At 68.2% G+C, this 17,293-nt stretch carries 18 protein-coding genes; 9 read left to right on the forward strand and 9 right to left on the reverse strand.

Features of this window, described 5'->3' with window-relative positions; translation table 11 throughout:
* Window positions 1-24: 24 nt before the first annotated feature.
* Genes DV027_RS03725 through DV027_RS03755 form a run of 7 tightly spaced genes read right to left on the reverse strand, consistent with a single transcriptional unit; the run spans window position 25 to window position 9,332 of the window.
* Window positions 25-1,887 carry a response regulator gene (locus tag DV027_RS03725; protein WP_130730584.1) on the reverse strand — a complete coding sequence of 621 codons (1,863 nt, stop codon included), beginning with the start codon at window positions 1,885-1,887 and terminating at the stop codon, window positions 25-27.
* 9 nt (window positions 1,888-1,896) lie between these two features.
* Window positions 1,897-2,997: a chemotaxis-specific protein-glutamate methyltransferase CheB gene (cheB, locus tag DV027_RS03730; RefSeq protein WP_275100968.1), complete on the reverse strand. Its 1,101-nt coding sequence runs from the start codon at window positions 2,995-2,997 to the stop codon at window positions 1,897-1,899.
* Window positions 2,994-5,096, reverse strand: a complete 2,103-nt coding sequence (locus tag DV027_RS03735) for a hybrid sensor histidine kinase/response regulator (RefSeq protein ID WP_130730585.1) — start codon at window positions 5,094-5,096, stop codon at window positions 2,994-2,996. Before DV027_RS03735 ends, cheB begins: the two co-directional genes overlap by 4 nt.
* Before the next feature lie 11 nt (window positions 5,097-5,107).
* Entirely contained in the window at window positions 5,108-6,790 is a 1,683-nt protein-coding gene (locus tag DV027_RS03740) for a methyl-accepting chemotaxis protein (RefSeq protein WP_130730586.1), read from the reverse strand.
* Between the two features lie 6 nt (window positions 6,791-6,796).
* Window positions 6,797-7,348, reverse strand: coding sequence for a chemotaxis protein CheW (locus DV027_RS03745; RefSeq protein ID WP_130730587.1), 552 nt, complete (start codon window positions 7,346-7,348; stop codon window positions 6,797-6,799).
* Window positions 7,348-8,742: a CheR family methyltransferase gene (locus DV027_RS03750; RefSeq protein WP_130730588.1), complete on the reverse strand. Its 1,395-nt coding sequence runs from the start codon at window positions 8,740-8,742 to the stop codon at window positions 7,348-7,350. Before DV027_RS03750 ends, DV027_RS03745 begins: the two co-directional genes overlap by 1 nt.
* The gene (locus tag DV027_RS03755; RefSeq protein ID WP_130730589.1) at window positions 8,739-9,332 is read right to left on the reverse strand and encodes a chemotaxis protein CheW; all 594 of its coding nucleotides are present in this window, start codon (window positions 9,330-9,332) and stop codon (window positions 8,739-8,741) included. The genes DV027_RS03750 and DV027_RS03755 overlap by 4 nt, the downstream gene beginning before the upstream one ends.
* A 133-nt stretch (window positions 9,333-9,465) precedes the next feature.
* Here DV027_RS03755 and DV027_RS03760 point away from each other — a divergent pair, with 133 nt between their 5' ends.
* The 6 genes from DV027_RS03760 to DV027_RS17370 all read left to right on the forward strand — a co-directional run bounded on the left by DV027_RS03760 (window position 9,466) and on the right by DV027_RS17370 (window position 13,219).
* Window positions 9,466-9,873 (forward strand): hypothetical protein, encoded by a 408-nt coding sequence (locus DV027_RS03760; protein ID WP_130730590.1) that lies wholly within the window; start codon window positions 9,466-9,468, stop codon window positions 9,871-9,873.
* Between the two features lie 20 nt (window positions 9,874-9,893).
* Window positions 9,894-10,565, forward strand: a complete 672-nt coding sequence (locus DV027_RS03765) for a cell division ATP-binding protein FtsE (protein WP_130730591.1) — start codon at window positions 9,894-9,896, stop codon at window positions 10,563-10,565.
* On the forward strand, window positions 10,565-11,509 hold the full coding sequence (locus tag DV027_RS03770) for a cell division protein FtsX (RefSeq protein WP_130730592.1): 945 nt from the start codon (window positions 10,565-10,567) through the stop codon (window positions 11,507-11,509). Before DV027_RS03765 ends, DV027_RS03770 begins: the two co-directional genes overlap by 1 nt.
* A complete protein-coding gene (locus tag DV027_RS03775; RefSeq protein ID WP_130730593.1) occupies window positions 11,506-12,135 on the forward strand; it encodes a YdcF family protein in 630 nt (209 codons plus the stop codon). Before DV027_RS03770 ends, DV027_RS03775 begins: the two co-directional genes overlap by 4 nt.
* Before the next feature lie 76 nt (window positions 12,136-12,211).
* A complete protein-coding gene (locus DV027_RS03780) occupies window positions 12,212-12,955 on the forward strand; it encodes a lysophospholipid acyltransferase family protein (RefSeq protein ID WP_130730594.1) in 744 nt (247 codons plus the stop codon).
* A 105-nt stretch (window positions 12,956-13,060) separates the two neighbouring features.
* The gene (locus DV027_RS17370; RefSeq protein WP_165399097.1) at window positions 13,061-13,219 is read left to right on the forward strand and encodes a hypothetical protein; all 159 of its coding nucleotides are present in this window, start codon (window positions 13,061-13,063) and stop codon (window positions 13,217-13,219) included.
* Between the two features lie 17 nt (window positions 13,220-13,236).
* Here DV027_RS17370 and phaR read toward each other — a convergent pair whose 3' ends face one another.
* Window positions 13,237-13,773, reverse strand: coding sequence for a polyhydroxyalkanoate synthesis repressor PhaR (gene phaR, locus DV027_RS03785; RefSeq protein ID WP_130730595.1), 537 nt, complete (start codon window positions 13,771-13,773; stop codon window positions 13,237-13,239).
* A 229-nt stretch (window positions 13,774-14,002) separates the two neighbouring features.
* Entirely contained in the window at window positions 14,003-14,734 is a 732-nt protein-coding gene (gene gloB / locus DV027_RS03790) for a hydroxyacylglutathione hydrolase (protein WP_130730605.1), read from the reverse strand.
* Window positions 14,735-14,827: 93 nt separating this feature from the next.
* Between gloB and DV027_RS03795 the strand changes: the two genes are divergently transcribed.
* From DV027_RS03795 to DV027_RS03805, 3 genes are read left to right on the forward strand one after another with little or no spacing between them, the layout of a single operon-like run.
* Window positions 14,828-15,580, forward strand: coding sequence for a methyltransferase domain-containing protein (locus tag DV027_RS03795; RefSeq protein WP_130730606.1), 753 nt, complete (start codon window positions 14,828-14,830; stop codon window positions 15,578-15,580).
* 34 nt (window positions 15,581-15,614) lie between these two features.
* The gene (locus DV027_RS03800; RefSeq protein ID WP_130730596.1) at window positions 15,615-16,292 is read left to right on the forward strand and encodes a phosphatidylserine decarboxylase; all 678 of its coding nucleotides are present in this window, start codon (window positions 15,615-15,617) and stop codon (window positions 16,290-16,292) included.
* Between the two features lie 6 nt (window positions 16,293-16,298).
* A complete protein-coding gene (locus DV027_RS03805) occupies window positions 16,299-17,165 on the forward strand; it encodes a CDP-alcohol phosphatidyltransferase family protein (protein ID WP_207303406.1) in 867 nt (288 codons plus the stop codon).
* The last annotated feature ends 128 nt before the right edge of the window (window positions 17,166-17,293 follow it).

A 17,293-nucleotide genomic window follows, 5' to 3' on the forward strand; every position in this document is an offset into this window, starting at 1 on the left:
CCTGCACGCGGGCTGTGGGCATGGTCAGGCCATGCGCCCGGATGATATGGCGGCCGGTGGCGGGCTTTCACTTCCCTGCTCCGGATGCCACGGTACGGAAATGGTGAAGCGCGCCCCACCCTGTGGCGCCCGCCCCACCGACAGGCTGCCGTGATGCGCCTGCACCACGCTGTAGGCAATGGCCAGCCCCAGCCCCGTGCCCGCCCCGACCGGCTTGGTGGTGAAGAACGGCTCGAAAATGCGCTCCTGCACATCGGGCGCAATGCCGGGGCCACTATCGGTAATGACAAAGACGTAACTGTCGGGCCCGCTGTCATTATGGGCGAGGTAGGTGTGGATCCCGATCTCGCCCACCGCCATGCCGCCCTGACCAGACATATCATCATGCTGGGCGGCAAGAATTGCATCCGCCGCATTGCTGATAATATTCATGATGACCTGATTGAGCAGCGCCGCCTGGCAGTACAGCCGGTCAGGCGCCTCATACTGGCGCCTGACCGCAATGCCGCTGCCCAGTTTCTGGGTCAGCAGCGCCATGACCGTTTCCAGCGCCTCGGGCACGTCGATAAGCTGGAACAGCCCTTCATCAAGCCGCGAGAATTTGCGCAGGTTCAGCACAAGGTTCTGGATGCGCCGCAACCCCATGTTCATCGACCCCACCCGGTCGCGGCACTTGGCCAGGATCGCGCCCCGCTGGTCGTGGTCGGCATCTGTGGTGGCGTCTTCCATCGCCGCAAGCCGGTCCAGCCCGCGCGCCACCGTGTCCTTGTGCGCCAGGATGAAGGCCAGCGGGTTGTTGATCTCGTGCGCGATGCCCGCCACCAGCTCACCCAGGGATGCCATCTTGGCGGTCTGCACCAGCTTGCCCTGGGTCTCGATCAGCTTGCGGTTGGCGTCGGCCAGTTCGCGGTTGGCCTGCTCCAGCGCCTCGGCCAGCGACGCCTTCGATGCAATGGCCGCCGCCTCCGCGCGCGCACTCTTGACCGCGATCTCGCGCGCCTGCCGCTCCACCTCGATGCGGCGCACGTCATCCTGCAACAGCTTGCGGCGCACCAGCACGCGAATGCGCAGCGCCAGCGCCGCAGGCCCCACATCGCGCGAGACGAGATCATCGATCCCCGCCTCGAACACGCGGGCCGAGAACTCCTTGGCATCGGGCCGGGGGGCGCCATCCACGCCGAGTATGCGCGGCGGCACGTTGCCCGAGAGCAGGTCCTCCTGCCGCCATTCATCAAGCTTGCGGCAGACTTCAAGCCCGTCGAACTCCCGGCACGCAAGGTCGATCACCACGCAGTCGGGCATGTGCTCAGGGTCATGCAGCAGGGCGGGCACGAGGCGGGAGGGGTCATGCCACAGGGTGACGATGTGCCCGTCGCGCCGCAGCTGGTCGAGCAGTTCGGGCACGGCGCGCCTGTGTTCGGGCTCGGGGGCGATGACCATGATGCGCGCGCGCCGGAACACGCGCTGCGGCACGAGCGAGGGCGCATGCGCCGCGTGCTCGCGCAGCAGCGCGCGGATGCGGAAGACGATCAGCGCCGGGTCCGAGGATTTGGGGATATAGGCATCCGCCCCGCTTTCCAGCCCCTCGCGCTCCAGCCCCGGCTCGATCCCCTCGGTCAGGATCAGCACGGGTATGGTGCGCGTGACCGCGTTCATGCGCAGCTGGCGGGCAAGCTGGCCGCCATTCATGCCCGGCAGGTGATAATCGGCGATCACCAGCCCCGGCAGGCGCACATCGAGCGTATCGAGCGCCTCCTCCCCGCTGGCCACGCGATGGACGTGAAAGCCGTGGCTTTCCAGCATACGGCGGATGCGCAGGGCCTGCGTGTCCGAATCCTCCACCAGCAGCAGGGTGTCGGCAATGGCTTCGCGGTCGGTCAGCACCATGGGGTCGTCTTATCCAGCCAGGGGGTCTTGGGAGGGAACAGGGCCGCCCGCCATGGCCCGGAGAATATGGGGGGCGATTTCATGCACCGGCAGGCTGATGCATGCCGCCCCCGTGCGCTCGGCAGCGCCCGGCATGCCGTGAATGACGGCGGTGCTGCGGTCCTCCACCACCGTGTAGCCTCCGCGCGCGCGCAGGCGGCCCAGCCCCTCCACGCCGTCCTCGCCCATGCCGGTCAGCAGCACGCCAAGCCCGTCGGCGCCAAAAACCCTTGCCACGGAGGAAAACAGCACGTCAGCCGAGGGGCGCTGCCCCTGCACCGGGGCTGCGTCGTGCAGCAGCACCTCGCCGCGCGGGCCCACCGTCATGTGCCGGTTACCCGGCGCCACGAGCACCTGCCCGCGCGCGAGTGGCATGCCATGCTGCGCCAGCCTGACCGGCAGCGCCACCTGCTGGTCCAGCCACTGGGCAAAACCTTCCATGAAGCTTTGCCCCATATGCTGCACCAGCACCACCGGCAGCGCGAAATCGGGCGGCAGGTCACCCAGCACGCGGGCAAAAGCGGTCGGCCCCCCGGTGGAGGCGGCCATGGCGAGGATGCGGGGGTGGATGACAAGCGGGCGCGACCACATGCCCTTGTGGCGAAAGGGCTCCGCCTGCATGAGCCTGCGCCGGATGACCGGCACCTGGCTCATGATGTAGAGCTGGGTGGCAATGCCCTGCGCCACGGCGGCCCCCGCGCTGCCCGTAAGCCCCTGCGGCTTCTCGATCACCGACAGCGCCCCCGAGCGCAGCGCGTTCATCGAGACCTGCGTGGCCTGGCCGCCCAGCGTGTCGCTCACGATGACGATGGGGGTGGGAAAATGCGCCATGATCTGCCGCGTGGCCTCAAGCCCGTCCATGCCGGGCAGGCAGATATCCATCGAGATCACGTCCGGCCGCAGGCGCGGCACGAGGCGCAGGGCCTCCTCCGCCGTTTCCACCGCCTCGGCCAGTTCAAGGCGCGGGTCATCGGCCACCACGCGCATGAGCAGGTGGCGCAATACCGCCGAATCCTCCACGATCAGCACGCGTCTTGGCGGCTGGACCGGCTGGGGCAGGACTGCGTTCACAAAAGCCCCCTTATGGTGTCGATCAGTTCGCCCTGGTCGAAACGCTGCTTGGTCAGGTAGGCCCGCGCGCCGCCTTCCATGCCGCGACGGATATCCTCGCCATCATCGCGCGAGGTCATGAGCACGACGGGAATATGGGCCAGATGCACATCCCCCTGCATGGCCGCGAGCAGGGCCAGGCCATCCATGCGCGGCATTTCCACATCCGTCACCACCACATCCACATGCCGCGAGGATTGCTGGAGCATGGCCAGCGCCTCCTCCCCATCCACCGCAAGGCACACGTCATAACCGTGGGACTGGAGGATCGTTTTCTGCAATGTCCGGGTCGTGATCGAGTCATCGACCACCATCACCAGCGGCGCGTGGCGCACGGGCACCACGGGGGCGGCGCTGTCCACATCGCTGAAATGCGCCCCACCCCCATTGCCGCGCTCGCGCCAGCGCGCAAACAGCCGGTCGGGGCTGAGCACGAACACCGGCTGGTCCTCGCGCGGCCAGGCAATGCCGGGCACGAGCTCGCTGTCCAGCCCCACGGCGGTGGCGTCCGACACCAGGAGCGTGCGCACATCGACCATGCGCTCGACGGCAAAGCCGCAGCGCACGCCATCGACCTCCATCACCACCACACTCACCGCGCCATCGCGCACCGGCAGCGGCGCGTTTTCATCGCCCACGAAGGCGCGCAGCGGGGCGAGCGGCACCAGTTCCTCCTCGCGCCGTTCGTCTGCCACACCCGCGCCATTGGGCGGGTGGGGCACCACGGCAAACGGCATGCCGCCCACCAGGCGGATCTCGTCACGCCGCACGCGCAGCAGGTGGCGGATCACCCGGCCGGGCAGGCCGAGGGACTGGCCTTCGTTTTCCACCAGCAGCACGGTGCGCTGGCGCTGCGACACCGGCACGGTCAGGATGACGGTGGTGCCCGCGGGCTGGCGCTGCTCCATGCGCACGCTGCCATGGAGCGCGCGCGCCGCCTCCGCCACCACGGAAAGCCCCACCCCGCGCCCGGCCAGGCTGTCGGCCTTGCCACGGGTGGAAAAACCCGGCTCGAACACGCGCGCCAGCAACTGCCGTGCATCGAGCGGGGCATCGGCATGGACCAGCCCCTGCCCTGCCGCGCGGGCGGCGATGGCACGCAGGTCGGGGCCGCGCCCGTCATCGCTCACCGCGACCTGCAGCCGCACCCCGGTCATGGTCACGGCGATGGTGATGTTGAGGTCTTCCGACTTGCCCGCCGCCAGCCGCTCGGCACGGGTTTCATGCCCATGCACGATGGCGTTGCGCACGAGATGGATAACCGGGTCGCGCAATGCCTGCATCACGCGGCGCTCAGTCTGCACGTTCATGCCGGTCATGTGCACCTCGACGCCTGCCTCCGGCCCGCCATGCTCGCGCGCGATGCGCCGCGCCATGGCGGCCAGCGAGCCGAACACGCTCTCGGCGGGCACGAGGGTTACGGCATGCACTTCCTCGCCCAGGCGCAGCAGGGCACGGTCGATCTGGCCCGCCATGAGCTCACGCTCACGCCCCACCCCCATCAGCCGGCGCGTCATGCGCGCGAATTCGGCCACCGGGTCGGCGCGCATGCGCTCGGGCGCGTGCATGACGGCGCGCGCATCACCCAGCAGGTCCATCACCTGCGCCCATAGCCGCTCATGCCGGTCGGCCACGGCCATGAGGTCATGCACGGCGGCGGCCAGCGCATCGAGCCGGGCCACGGGCACCTGCACATAGGCCGGGTTTTCCACCTGCGTCGCCGCCTCATCGGGTGCGGCGGGCGCATCCGGGGGCGTTGCGGTCATGAGCAGGTCGATCTCGTCGAGCGTATCGGTAATGGCAGCAAGATCGGCCGCGTCGGGCAGCGCATGGGCCGAGAGCAGGGCCGAGAGGCGGTTCTCGAGCGCATGGGCCACGCCCTCGACCACCGGCAGTTCCACCGCGCGCGCCGCACCCTTAAGCGAATGGACGCGGCGGAAGATCTCCGCAAGGCCCTGCGCATCCGGGCAGCCCGCCGCCACGATGGCGCGGATGGCCCGCAGGTGGTCGCGGTATTCGGCATCGAACACCGCCAGCAGTTCGTCCCTCAGGTTATCCACGGGCTGGCCCGTCAGGTCCGGTAACGCGCGGAAATGGTGAGCAGCTGCTTGGACAGCTTGCCGAGGTTGCTGGCCGAGACCTCAAGGTTGCGCGTGCCGCCCGATGTCTGCTGGCTGGCCTGGCGGATGCTCTGCAGCGCGGTCATGACCTGCTCGATGCCGATCTGCTGCTGGTTGGTCGAGGCCACGATCTGCTGGAAGGCATTCACGCCCTCCTGGATGCCGCCGGTCATGCGCTCGATGGTGCGGTAGGCGATGTCGGTGCGTTCCTTGCCCGCCGAGACGCGCTTGACCGCCTCCTCCGTCAGCATGACGGAGGTGTTGATGCCGCGCTGGATGTCGCCCAGTATGGCGCGCACGTTCTGGGTGGCATCACGCGACTGGTCGGCGAGGATCTTCATCTCGGCGGCCACCACGGCGAACGAACGGCCATGCTCGCCTGCCGCCGCCGCCTCGATGGCGGCATTGAGAGCGAGCAGGTGCGAACGCTCCGACAGGTCATTGACCGAGGCAATGATCTCGCTGATCGCCTCGGTGCGCTCGGACAGCGCCACGATGTTCGAGGCCACGGCCTCGGCGCCATCATGGGTGTGGGCCATGGCGCGCGCGGTTTCCTCCACGGCCTCAAGCCCGCTGGCCGAGCTGTGCACGATCACCTCGGCGGATGAAATCACCTCACGCGCGCGCTTGCTGATCTGGGCACCGGAATGGGTGATCTCGTCCACCGTGGCAGCCGTTTCCTGGACTGCGGCAAACTGTTCCTCAACACTTGCGGCCTGCTGCTGGGTGGAGGCGCGGATCTCGGCCACGGCGGCATCGAGGTTCTGCGTCACCTCGCCGCTCTGGCGGGCAATCTCGCGCAGGCCGTCGATCATGCGGTTGAGCCCGGCGGCAAGGCGGGCGACCTCATCGCGCTCCTCGCCCATGCTGCCCACCTTGGCGCGGGTGGCAAGGTCGCCCTGCCCCACGCGCTCCATCACGTGCATGATGGACGAGATCGGCTCCATGATCGAGCGCCGCGTCCAGAAGGTCACGATCAGCGCCACCACCACGGCGAGCACCATGCCAATGGCCAGCGAGCGGCGGCTGTAGTCATAGGAGGCCGCACCCTGGGTTTCGGCCACCTGCACCCCGTGGTCGAGCAGCGAGGCGGCGCGGCCCACGAGCAGGTCGATCGACTGCTCGCGGCTGTCTATGCGCGAGGCCTGCTCGCGCACGCTGGCATCATTGCCCGCACGGATGGCCTGGAACAGGAGCCCCGCGCCGCGTGTATCCATCTGGAACTGGCTGGAAATATCACGCAGCTGGCTGGCCACGGTACTGAACATCTCGCGCTGGTCGTTGCTGCGCGCAAGGCGGCCGCCTTCCTCGGCACGGGAAAGCACGCCAGCGAGCAGGCTGTCGGCCTCGCGGGCCTTTTCATCCCAGCTGGCAATGGCATCTTCGAGCACGGCGGGCGCAGTCTCGAAATCATGGGCGTAGTAATGCGCCAGGATGGCGAGCCTGCGGGCGACGAGGTCGTTCTCGTTGGCGCGGATATGGGTCAGTTCACGATAGACCGACAGGTCACGCGTGACGATGATGGTCATCTCGTCGCGCACGTCGCGTATCTGCCCCAGCGCATAGATACCCAGCGAGACCATGAGCAGGACACCGACCATGAAACCGAACAGCAGGCGATTGGCGATAGTCACGGCACTTCACACTCCGACATAACGGGAAGAAAACAGGCGCGCGGGATCGATGACCGTCATGCTGCGCCCATCGGCCAGCCTGGCCTGCGGAAAGCCCGAGGGCGTAAGGGGGGTGGGTGTTGCGGTAATGTCCACCGTGCCGCCCGCCCTGCTGGCCAGCAGGGCGATGCGCCCGAGCGGAATGCTCGACACCGAGCGCAGCAGTAGCATGACACCGGGCTGCGCCAGTGCAGCGCCCCCAAGCAGCACCGACAGGTCGAACACGGTATAAAGGTCACCCTGATAGCCATGCACGCCGCGCACGCCGGGCGGGCAGTCGGGCCTGCGCGGCATGTCGCTCCACACCGGGTCGGTCACGCGCAGCACGGCATGCAGGTCCACCCCGCAGCACTGGCCCGCAAGGTCGAGCAGGACCAGCGGGCGCGCGGGCACGCCGGGGCCTTCGGTGTCGGCGCGGGCGGCCATGATGCGCGCGCGGTCGGCCAGCACGCGCCGCGCAAAGGCCTCGCGCCCCGCAAGGGGGGGGGCGGCAGGCGGCGGGCCGAAAAAACGCACCATCAGGACGGCACCTGCTGGGCGCGGGCCATGGCCTGGCGCGCGCCAGACGGCGCACCGGGCGGCTCATCAAGCTGGCGCACCAGCCGCAGCAGCCCGCCCGCGGTCAGGCCATCGCCATCAGGCAGGGGGGCATCGGGCGGGCAGCGGCTGGCGAGTTCCGTCATCTGCGCGCGGATGCGCGCGGCCTGCGCATGGCCGCCCGCATCTTCAAGCAGGCGGGCGAGGTAGCAGCGCGCCATGACGTGGTCGCGGCACAGATAGATGACCCGGCGGAACGATTCCTCGGCCTGCAGCAGGTTGCCGTGCCCCCATGCCAGCACGGCGAACAGGAAATGGATGCGCACGTCAACCGGGTGGCGGGCCAGATGGTCGCGGCACATCTGCATGGCGCGCGCCACGTGCCCGCCATCGGCCACGCGGCGGATGGCGGCGGCCACGGGCGTGCTGTCGGGCAACGACGCAGGGGGCGTGGCACGCGGGATGCGGGGCGCGGGCGGCGGCCGCGTTGCGGCCAGTGCCGCCTGCGCGCCCCCCACGCATGGCGCGCGGAACGCCAGCGTGCCGGGCAGGCGCACGGTCTCGAGAAACGGCCTGAAATCGGAAACCGGCTCCGAATGCCCCAAAAGCAGCCAGCCCTCGGGCACGAGGCGCCCCGCCATGGCGTGCACCAACCCCACCGCCTGCGCCTGCGCGAAATAGATCAGCACATTACGGCACAGGATGAGGTCGAACGGACCGGCGGGGCCGCCATCGGGGCGCAACAGGTCAAGGATGTTGCTGTAGCGGAAGGTGACCATGCGCCGGTACCCCTCATGCAGCCGCCACAGGCGCGCGCTGACGGGGGTGAACCATTCCGCGCGCTGCGCAGGCGCAATATCACGCAGGCTCCATGCGCTGAACGCGGCCTCGCGCGCCTGGTCAAGGGCGCGGGTGCTGATGTCGGTGCCCAGGATGTCGATCCGCCAGTCCGCCAGTTTCTGGCCTGCCTCATCGAGCAGGCGCGCCAGCACGATGGCGATGGAATAGGGCTCGGCCCCGTTGGCGCAGCCCACGCTCCAGATCCGCAGGTGCCGCGTGGCCTGCGCCCTGCGGATCAGCCGGGGCAGGATGGTGCGCTCAAGGGCCGCGAACTGCTCGGCATAGCGGAAGAAGAAGGTCTCCCCGATGGTGATGACCGATTCCAGCTCGCGCCATTCCGCATCGCCATGCGTGCCGTCGGCCAGCAGGGCCAGGTAGTCATGGCAGGTGCGGCAGCCATGCAGGCGCATGCGCGCGCCCACCACCTCTTCAAGCAGGTCGGCCTTGTCCACGTAGTAATGCAGGCCGGTGCGCCGGGTCACGGCATTGACGAGCCTGCGAAACCCCGCTGGCGGAAAGGCGGCCGATCCGCTCACGGCGCACCATCCGCTGCCGTGGTGGCGCCGGGGTCCGTCTGCGCCCAAAGGGCCGCGCGCGCGCGGGTGCGCTCGAGCAGGCTGTCGAGCCGCATGCGTTCACCGTCGTCCAGGATGTCGGTCATGCGCAACATGAAGGCAGTGCTGCCATCCCCCAGTTCAAGTTCCTGCCCCGCACCCTCTGCTTCCGTGGCGCCTGCGTCAACCATGGCGGGGCTGCCCTTTGGGGGGTGCATGACATCAAGGGCCGCATCGACCAGCAGCGCGACACAGCCACCGCCGGGCTGGTTGCACAAAAGCAGCGGGCGGTAGAGCAGATCAAGCGGCGCACGCACGGCGTGGGCGCGCACGCCAAGCAGCACACCAAGGTCAAGCACCGCCACCATGGCACCCCCGAGCCGGAACCAGCCCGAAACATGCGGCACCGTCACCATGGGCGCGCGCAGGGCGGGCACGGGCATGCACTCGCGCACCACCAGGCCCGCGGGCAGGCCGTACTGCCGCTCCCCCACCCGAAAGACCATGACCGGCGGGGCTTCGGGGCGGGCCCTCCCCGTTGCCGTGGCCTGCTGTGGGCTGGTGTGATCCATTGCTCCGGCGCCCTTCGCTGTTTGCCATATGCACAAGGCAGAAGTTTGCATTTAATACAAGCCATCGCTACCTCGGGCAGGAATGCATTTCCTACAATCCGGGGAAGCCGCCCCTTGCCGGAGTCTTGTTTTGATGGACAGTTCCTTTTCCAGCCGTTCCCAGGACCGCACGCTGCCGCCTGACGCCACCCCTCCCGGCAGGCTGAACGGGCCGCGCATCGTGCGCATTGGCGTGTGGGCGGTGTTCTATTTCGCGTTCTACCTCGTGCAGCAGGTTTCCGAGCTGGTGGCGCCCCTGGTGCTGGTGCTGGGCATTGGCTGGAGCGCGCTGCCGCATGTGATCGGCATCGTCAACGGGGCGGCGGGCAGCGACCCGCAGGCGCGTGACATGATCGCCCATGTGGCCCACTCCATTCCTGACCATCTTGAGGTGGGATCGCATTTCCTCACGCCGTCCTCGCTGGTGTTTGACGGGTTGATGCTCATGGCGCTGGCGGCCCTGTGCGCAACGCTGTCGACCATCGCCGCGCGCACCATGTAACAAACGGACGGACCCGCCCTATGTTCCGCCTGCATGATGTCAGTTACGCCTATGGCGGCAGCCAGGCCGGCGTGGCTGCGCTGTCGCATGTCAGCCTTGACGTGGCGCAGGGCGAATTCCGCTGGCTGCTGGGGCCGTCGGGGGCGGGCAAGTCGTCGCTGCTGTCCATCCTGTCGCTGGAGGTGCAGGCCAGTTCCGGCATGGTCGAGATCCTGGGCGTGCCGGTCAGGCAGACACGGCGCGCGGGGCTTGCGCGGCTGCGGCGGCGCATCGGGGCGGTGAAGCAGGATTTCGGCCTGCTGCCCGACATGAGCGTGTTCGACAACGTGGCCCTGCCGCTGCGCCTGCAGCACCGCGCCGAGGCCGAAATTGCGCATGAGGTGCATGCCATCATGAAATGGGTCGGGCTGGAACACAGGCTCGATGCCCTGCCTCCCCAGCTTTCGGGCGGCGAGCAGCAGCGCGTGGCCATTGCGCGGGCCGTGATCTACCGCCCGGCCCTGCTGGTGGCCGATGAGCCGACCAATGCCCTTGATGAGCGCCAGGCCGGCCGCCTGATGCGCATGTTCCACCGCCTGGCCGAACTGGGCACCACCATCGTGGTCGCCACCCATAACGATGCCATCGTGGCCAAGTACCCTGCGCCCACCATCGAACTCCTCCACGGCCATCTCGTGCGGGATCACGGCTGATGGCCCGCCAGCGCTATCATGACGGGCTGGCCCTGCGGCAGGCGCTGCCGGGGCGGTTCCTGCCATTCCTTGTGGGCAGCATGGCTTTTCTTGCCGCACTCGCGCTGGCGGGCGGCATTGCCGCGCACAGCCTCTCGCAACGCTGGACGCATGGGGCAGGCGCTGTGACCACCGTGCAGGTGCCCGGCCCCACCGATCCCGCCACCACCACGGCCGCCATGGGCCAGATGCCCGCGACCCGCATCGACGCAGTGCTGGCCATCCTGGCCGCCACCCCCGGCATTACCGACACCCATCGCCTGAGCGATGCCGAACTGCGCGCGCTGCTCGCCCCATGGATCGAGCAGACCGGCGATGCCAGCCTGCCGCTGCCTGCCGTGATCGAGCTGCACACCGCCCCGGGGCAGGACGTGGCGGCCAGCCTGCTGCCCCGGCTGCAGGCGCAGGCGCCGGGCGTGCTGATGGAGCATGACAGCGTATGGAGCGACCGGCTGGCAGCCCTTGCCGCCAGCCTGCAGGCCTGCGCGGGCCTGGCGGTGCTGGTGGTGATGACGGTGGCTGTGTGCGTGGTCATGGCCGCGACGCGGGCTGGGCTGCTCACACGGCGGCAGGCCATCGGGCTGATCCATGCGCTGGGGGCGACCGACAGCTACATCTCGGGCCGGTTTGCCACGCGCGTGGGGCTGCTGGCGCTGTGGGGCGGGCTGTGCGGCAGCGTGCTGGCGCTGCCCATGCTGCTGGCCCTGTCGCAGCTCGCAGCGCCCTTCACCGCCATGGGCGATGCGCCCGCTACCGCCCCCGACTGGCGCGACCTGCATGCATGGAGCGCCCTGCTGCCCCCTGCCCTGCTGTGGATGCTCGTGATCGTGCCACCCGCAGCCGGGCTGACCGGCTGGGCCACGACGCAACTGACCGTGCGGGCCTGGCTGCGCCGCCTGCCATGACACGCCTGCGCCGCCTGCTGCTGCCGGGCCTGCTGGGCCTTGCCGCGTGGTGCGCGGGGCTGGGCTGGTTCATTGTCGATGCCCGCCGCCCGGCCGCCGTGCCCCCGCATGCCGATGGCATCGTGGCGCTGACCGGCGGGCAGGGCCGCATCGAGCAGTCGCTGCAGTTACTGGCGCAGGGCTATGGGGACCGGCTGCTGATTTCGGGCGTGGACCGGCATGCAACGCTGGGTGATTTCCTGCGCCACCAGCCCCCTCCCGTGCCCCTGGCGCTGTGGATGCATACGACACTGGGCCACCGGGCCGCCTCCACGCTGGGCAATGCGGATGAAACCGCCGCATGGGTGCATGAATACGGCATGAAAAGCGTGATCGTGGTCACCGCAGGCTACCATATCCGCCGCGCCATGCTCGAGATCGCGCGCACCGTGCCCGGCGTGCGCCTGTATGGCTACCCCATCCGCTCGCCTGCCCTGCGCCACCCGCTGCACCCCGGCACGATCCGGCTCATGGTGGTGGAATATGACAAATGGCTGCTCGCCTGCCTTGACATCGCCCGCCTGACCCGCCCGCTGCACGGCCTGCTCCACCATGCCGACACGCGGCCCATAGCCCCCATGGGGTAAGCGGGCGGCTTGTCGCAGGCCGCGTTTTCTGGTGTTAGGGTAGCGCTGAACCACCCCCGATGGACCTGTTAGCCCCATGACCGTACTGCGCGCCTTCGTGTTCAACCTGTATTTTGTCGTGCTGACCCTCGTGATGGGCATCGCGGCCTTCGCCATCCGGCTGTGCGGCAAAAAATACGCGCTGGCCTACGCCAAGCTGTGGACCGGGCTGACCCTGCGCGGGCTGGAACGCATCTGCCGCATCGACATACAGGTGAGCGGGCTCGAGCACCTGCCGCCCGGCCCATGCCTGCTGGCATGCCAGCACCAGTCCATGTTCGACACATTCGCGTGGATGAACATCGTGCCGCTGCCCACCTATGTCATGAAGCGCGAGCTTGAGCGCATTCCGCTCGTTGGCCCCATGCTGCGCCTGACCGGCATGATCGGCGTGGACCGTAATGCCGGGGCCAAAGCACTGCGCGCCCTGCTGGCCGAGGCCGACCGCGCAGCGAAGGAAGGGCGGCAGATCATCATCTTCCCCGAAGGCACGCGCACGCCGCCTGGCGCTGCGATAAAGCTGCAACCGGGCATTGCCGCCCTCTCGGCGCATACCGGCCTGCCGGTCATTCCGGTCGCGACCGATGCGGGGCTGCACTGGGGGCCAAAGGCGCTGGTCAAGACGCCGGGCACCATTCACATCGTGGTGGGCAGGCCCCTGCCCGCGGGGCTGAAGCGTGCGCAACTGCTGCCTGCCATTGGCAGCGCGTGGCAGGATCTGTGCACGCAGAACGGGCTGCCCGTGCCCAGCGCGGCCTCCCCGGCCACCACGAGCGCGTGACAGGGCCACGTCATACCTGGCCAGGCCTGCGGCTCTCCTGACCTGAGCAAGCCTGCCTATGATGCGTATGGCTGTTCCTCGTTTGAAATCTGCCCGTGCCGCGGCATGCCGTTCGGTTATGGGGATGCCAGGTTCACGCACGCGCAGCTTCGCGCCAGATGGATTGCCCAGGGCTGCCCGTGGCATTCCACCATCATCGCCCCGCCAGCACGGCAGGATGCCCGGCGGCAGATGGTCCGGACCGGGCTGATCGGGGCTGCGTAAAAAAGAACCGCTGCCTATCAGTCCGCCGTGGGGGAACTGCCCGCAAGCTGGCCGCGCAATGTTTCCACCTGCTGGCGCAGGTCCATGATTTCCTGCAACAGGTTCTCCACCGTGCGGTTGCCCGCGCGTTCCACCGCGTAAAGCGAGGTGAACAGCGACATGGCCTGCCGCACCACGGCGGCCTGCTCCTGGCCCAGCGCCTCAAGCCCGTCGCCTGCCGCATCCGGAGCCTGGCGGTCCATGAATTCACCCATCATGCGCTCGAGGTAGTCGGATACCTCGCCCTGCCTGCTGTCGCCATAACAGCGGATGAGTTGGCGCAGGAAGGCGACCGGCAGCATGGCGCGGCCGCGCGTTTCCTCCTCGAGCATCACCTGGGCGAGCACGCCGCGGGTAATGTCATCGCCGGTGCGGGCGTCGAGAATGACAAAGGCACGGTCGAGCTTGACCATGTCGATCAGGTTCTCGAGCGTGATGTATGCCGACACTTCGGTATCGTACAGCCGCCGGTTGGCATATTTCTTGATGACGACGGGAGCAGAAGAGACCGACACATGCCTTCCTTTCACATGGCGCGGGAACCGGGCCGAGGGGCCCCGGCGCCCCGCGCGGACGCCCTGGCGTGAGGCGTGCCCCTTCCCTTTAGGGCATAACCCGCGCCCCGACCATGAGCCGTGTCATAAAACCTTCATTTCCGCCCTGACAAAACGGCCTGTCCTGCCCCGCCGGAGCGCCACGCACAGGCTTTCCATGCCCGGCGCATTGCGTTCATGACGTATTATGTCAGAAACTGTCCTTTTCCTTGCGCAGCCTGCCCAGCGTCGCCACGTCGGGCGCGCGCAGGAAGGGATTGGTCGCACGCTCCTCATCGAGCCGGACAGGCAGGGTGGGCAGGCCACGCGCCCGCAGGCTGGCGACCTCGGCCGCGCGCGCCTGCACGGCGGGGTTGCCAGGCTCGACATGCAGGGCGAAACGCGCATTTGACTGCGTATATTCATGCCCGCAGCACAACAGCGTTTCACCGGGCAGGGCATCGATGCGGCGCAGCGAGGCGAACATGTCAGCCGGCGTGCCCTCGAACAGACGCCCGCAGCCCATGCTGAACAGCGTATCGCCACAGAACAGCGCAGGCCCCGTGGGGAAATAATACGATACCTCGCCCGCCGTGTGGCCCGGGGTTGCAATCACCTGCACCTGCTGCGTGCCAAACGCCACCACATCGCCATCGCGCACCGCGATATCGAGCGGCGGCAGGCGGTACGCATCCACCGCCGCCCCCACGATCCGCGCACCATAACGCTGGCGCAGCGCCTCGGCTGCGGCAATATGGTCGGCATGGTGGTGGGTGAGGAAGATCATGTCCAGCCGCCCGCCCGCTTCATCAATGGCGGCAACGAGCGGCGCTTCCTCGGCGGGGTCGATCATGCCAGCGGGGCCTGCCGGGCCATCATGCACGAACCAGGCGTAATTGTCCGACAGGATGGGAATCGCCCTGATCGAGAGTTTCCGTGCCATGACATGTCCCTCCATGTAACCTGATCTCCTGCCACGCCATGGGCATGGCATGCCCGCGTGCAGCCTGTTAGTGTAACACCCATGGGCGCCAACATGCACACCGCCGCAAGCTTTTATGCTTCCCGCCGGGGCCAGATGGCCGCCCGGCTGCTTGGCCAGCGCATGGCCGGATTCTGGCCCGAGGGGTCACGGGGGCACATGCTCGGGCTTGGCTATGCCCTGCCCTTCCTGCCGCTATGGGACCGGCCCGGGCAGCCCTGCTTCTCGGCCAGGCTCGACGCGCCTGTCACGCGCGAGGGCGGGCCGTGGCAGGGGCGCGACTGCGTGGCCCGGGGCGACAGCCTGCCCTTTGATGACCTGAAATTCGACCGCATCCTGATGATCCACGCGCTTGAAACCAGCGAGGACAAGAACACCCTGCTGCGCCAGGTGTGGAAGATCCTCAAGGATGACGGCGCGCTGCTGCTCATCGTGCCCAACCGGGCCGGACTGTGGGCGCATACGGACAATTCACCCTTCGGGCAGGGCACGCCCTTTTCGCGCCGCCAGATCGACCGCTGGCTGGCCAATGCCTGCTTCCGCGCCGAGCGCCATGAGGATGCCCTCTACATTCCCCCCGCCGGTCCATGCCCCGCGGGCCCCGCCACCATGGCGGAATGGACGGGGCGCACCCTCTTCCCCCGCCTTGGCGGCGTGTGCATGATCGAGGCGGTGAAGGACATCTATGCAGGCGTGCCCACCCGCCCGGCCACGATCATGCCCGCCGGGCTGCGGCTGCGGCCCGCGCGGCTGTTTTCACGCAGCATCGCCCACCGCCCGCGGGGTGGGAACACGCAGGATACTTGACCAATTTTGCGGGAATCTCCATGAACATTGTCCCATGTCGCTAATTCAATCCCTCAAGCTTGTCCTTGCCCCGCCGCACCCGGCTGCGCGCCCCTTCCTGCTCGCGTCCGGCGCGGGCGCCGTGATCGGGCGGCTGCTGCCGTGGCGGGCAACCAAGCTGCTTGGTACGGCCAGTGGCCTGTTCTTCGGGTTCTGCCTGTATTTCTTCCGTGACCCCGAGCGCGTCACCCCGGCCGAAGCCAACGTGGCCGTGGCCCCGGCGGATGGGCATATCGTCTCGATCGAGAAAGTGGCGCCGCCGCCGGAACTCGACATGGGCGATGCCCCGGTGTGGCGCATCGCCACCTTCCTGTCGGTGCTTGACGTGCATGTGAACCGCATGCCCATCGCGGGCACGGTCACGCGCGTGTCGTATCATGCGGGGCAGTTCCTCAATGCCAGCCTTGACAAGGCATCCGAGCTCAATGAGCGCAATGCCCTGCGCCTTACGCTCAAGGACGGGCGGCAGCTTGCCGTGGTGCAGATCGCGGGGCTGATCGCGCGCCGCATCCTGTGCGATGCGGAGGAAGGCATGCAGTATGAAACCGGCGAGCGCTTTGGCCTGATCCGCTTTGGCTCGCGCACCGACCTGTACCTGCCCGCCGACGTGGCCCCGCTTGTCGAGGTGGGCCAGACCATGATCGGCGGCGAGACCGTGATGGCGCGGCTTTAAGCGGTTATGGCAGTTCCCCCCCCCGCCAACCGGTCACGCCGCATCCGCAGGCTGAAAAAACGCCAGCGCCCCCGCGTGCGGGGCCTGTCGTTCAACCGGATGATCCCCAACCTCATGACCATGCTCGGCCTGTGCGCGGGGCTGACGGGCATGCGATTCGGGCTGGAGGGGCGGTTTGGCGGCGCGGCCACGGCCCTCCTGATTGCCGCATGCATCGACGGGCTTGACGGTCGCATCGCGCGGCTCCTGCGCGGCACCAGCCGCTTTGGCGCGGAGTTCGACAGCCTGTCCGACTTCCTGTGCTTCGGGGTGGCACCCGCCTTCGTGCTGTACCTGTGGGCACTGCACGAGGGGGGGCGGTTTGGCTACATTCCGTGCATCATGTTCACGGTCTGCATGGCGCTGCGGCTCGCCCGCTTCAACGCCAGCCTTGATGATGACGCCAACCAGCCCAAATACGCCGCCAATTTCTTTACCGGCGTGCCCGCGCCAGCGGGTGCGGGACTGGCGCTGTTTCCGCTCTTTCTGGGGCTGGAGGCGCAGCGCCTGCACCTTGGCTGGCTGTATGACCTCACCCGCGACCCGCTCATGCCCGCGCTGACGCTCAGCGGCACGGCCTTCCTGCTGGTATCGACGCTGCCGGTGTGGTCGTTCAAGAACTTCAAGGTGCCTTCGCCGTTCATCCTGCCCACCATGCTGGGCACAGGGGCCTATGCCGCCATCCTGATTGCCGAGCCATGGGGTGCGCTGGCTGCGGCAGGCGTGATCTACCTCCTGCTCCTGCCCATCAGCCGGCGCAGCTTTCACCGCCTGCGCCGCGCAGCGGAAGACCTGCAGGAAAGTGACGAGCCCGCGCCCCACAGCCCGGCCTGATACAGGGAAGGCGCCGCCTTTTTTCAACAGGGCGGCGTTTCCTGAAGCTTTTTGGGGCCTGTTGGGAATTAACGTGAATTGATGATTGCGGCGGTGAGATGGATCATGGCTGCGAATGATCTGTCTGT

The organism is Komagataeibacter xylinus (assembly GCF_004302915.1).
Classification (GTDB): domain Bacteria; phylum Pseudomonadota; class Alphaproteobacteria; order Acetobacterales; family Acetobacteraceae; genus Komagataeibacter; species Komagataeibacter xylinus_C.

Coding starts and splice junctions, on each gene's coding strand:
- DV027_RS03725 (WP_130730584.1), bottom strand. CDS start 1,887: ATGGTGCTGACCGACCGCGAAGCCATTGCCGACACCCTGCTGCTGGTG.
- DV027_RS03745 (WP_130730587.1), bottom strand. CDS start 7,348: ATGGTGCGTTTTTTCGGCCCGCCGCCTGCCGCCCCCCCCCTTGCGGGG.
- DV027_RS03755 (WP_130730589.1), bottom strand. CDS start 9,332: ATGGATCACACCAGCCCACAGCAGGCCACGGCAACGGGGAGGGCCCGC.
- DV027_RS03760 (WP_130730590.1), top strand. CDS start 9,466: ATGGACAGTTCCTTTTCCAGCCGTTCCCAGGACCGCACGCTGCCGCCT.
- DV027_RS03765 (WP_130730591.1), top strand. CDS start 9,894: ATGTTCCGCCTGCATGATGTCAGTTACGCCTATGGCGGCAGCCAGGCC.
- DV027_RS03770 (WP_130730592.1), top strand. CDS start 10,565: ATGGCCCGCCAGCGCTATCATGACGGGCTGGCCCTGCGGCAGGCGCTG.
- DV027_RS03775 (WP_130730593.1), top strand. CDS start 11,506: ATGACACGCCTGCGCCGCCTGCTGCTGCCGGGCCTGCTGGGCCTTGCC.
- DV027_RS03780 (WP_130730594.1), top strand. CDS start 12,212: ATGACCGTACTGCGCGCCTTCGTGTTCAACCTGTATTTTGTCGTGCTG.
- DV027_RS17370 (WP_165399097.1), top strand. CDS start 13,061: ATGCCGTTCGGTTATGGGGATGCCAGGTTCACGCACGCGCAGCTTCGC.
- gloB (WP_130730605.1), bottom strand. CDS start 14,734: ATGGCACGGAAACTCTCGATCAGGGCGATTCCCATCCTGTCGGACAAT.
- DV027_RS03795 (WP_130730606.1), top strand. CDS start 14,828: ATGCACACCGCCGCAAGCTTTTATGCTTCCCGCCGGGGCCAGATGGCC.
- DV027_RS03800 (WP_130730596.1), top strand. CDS start 15,615: ATGTCGCTAATTCAATCCCTCAAGCTTGTCCTTGCCCCGCCGCACCCG.
- DV027_RS03805 (WP_207303406.1), top strand. CDS start 16,299: ATGGCAGTTCCCCCCCCCGCCAACCGGTCACGCCGCATCCGCAGGCTG.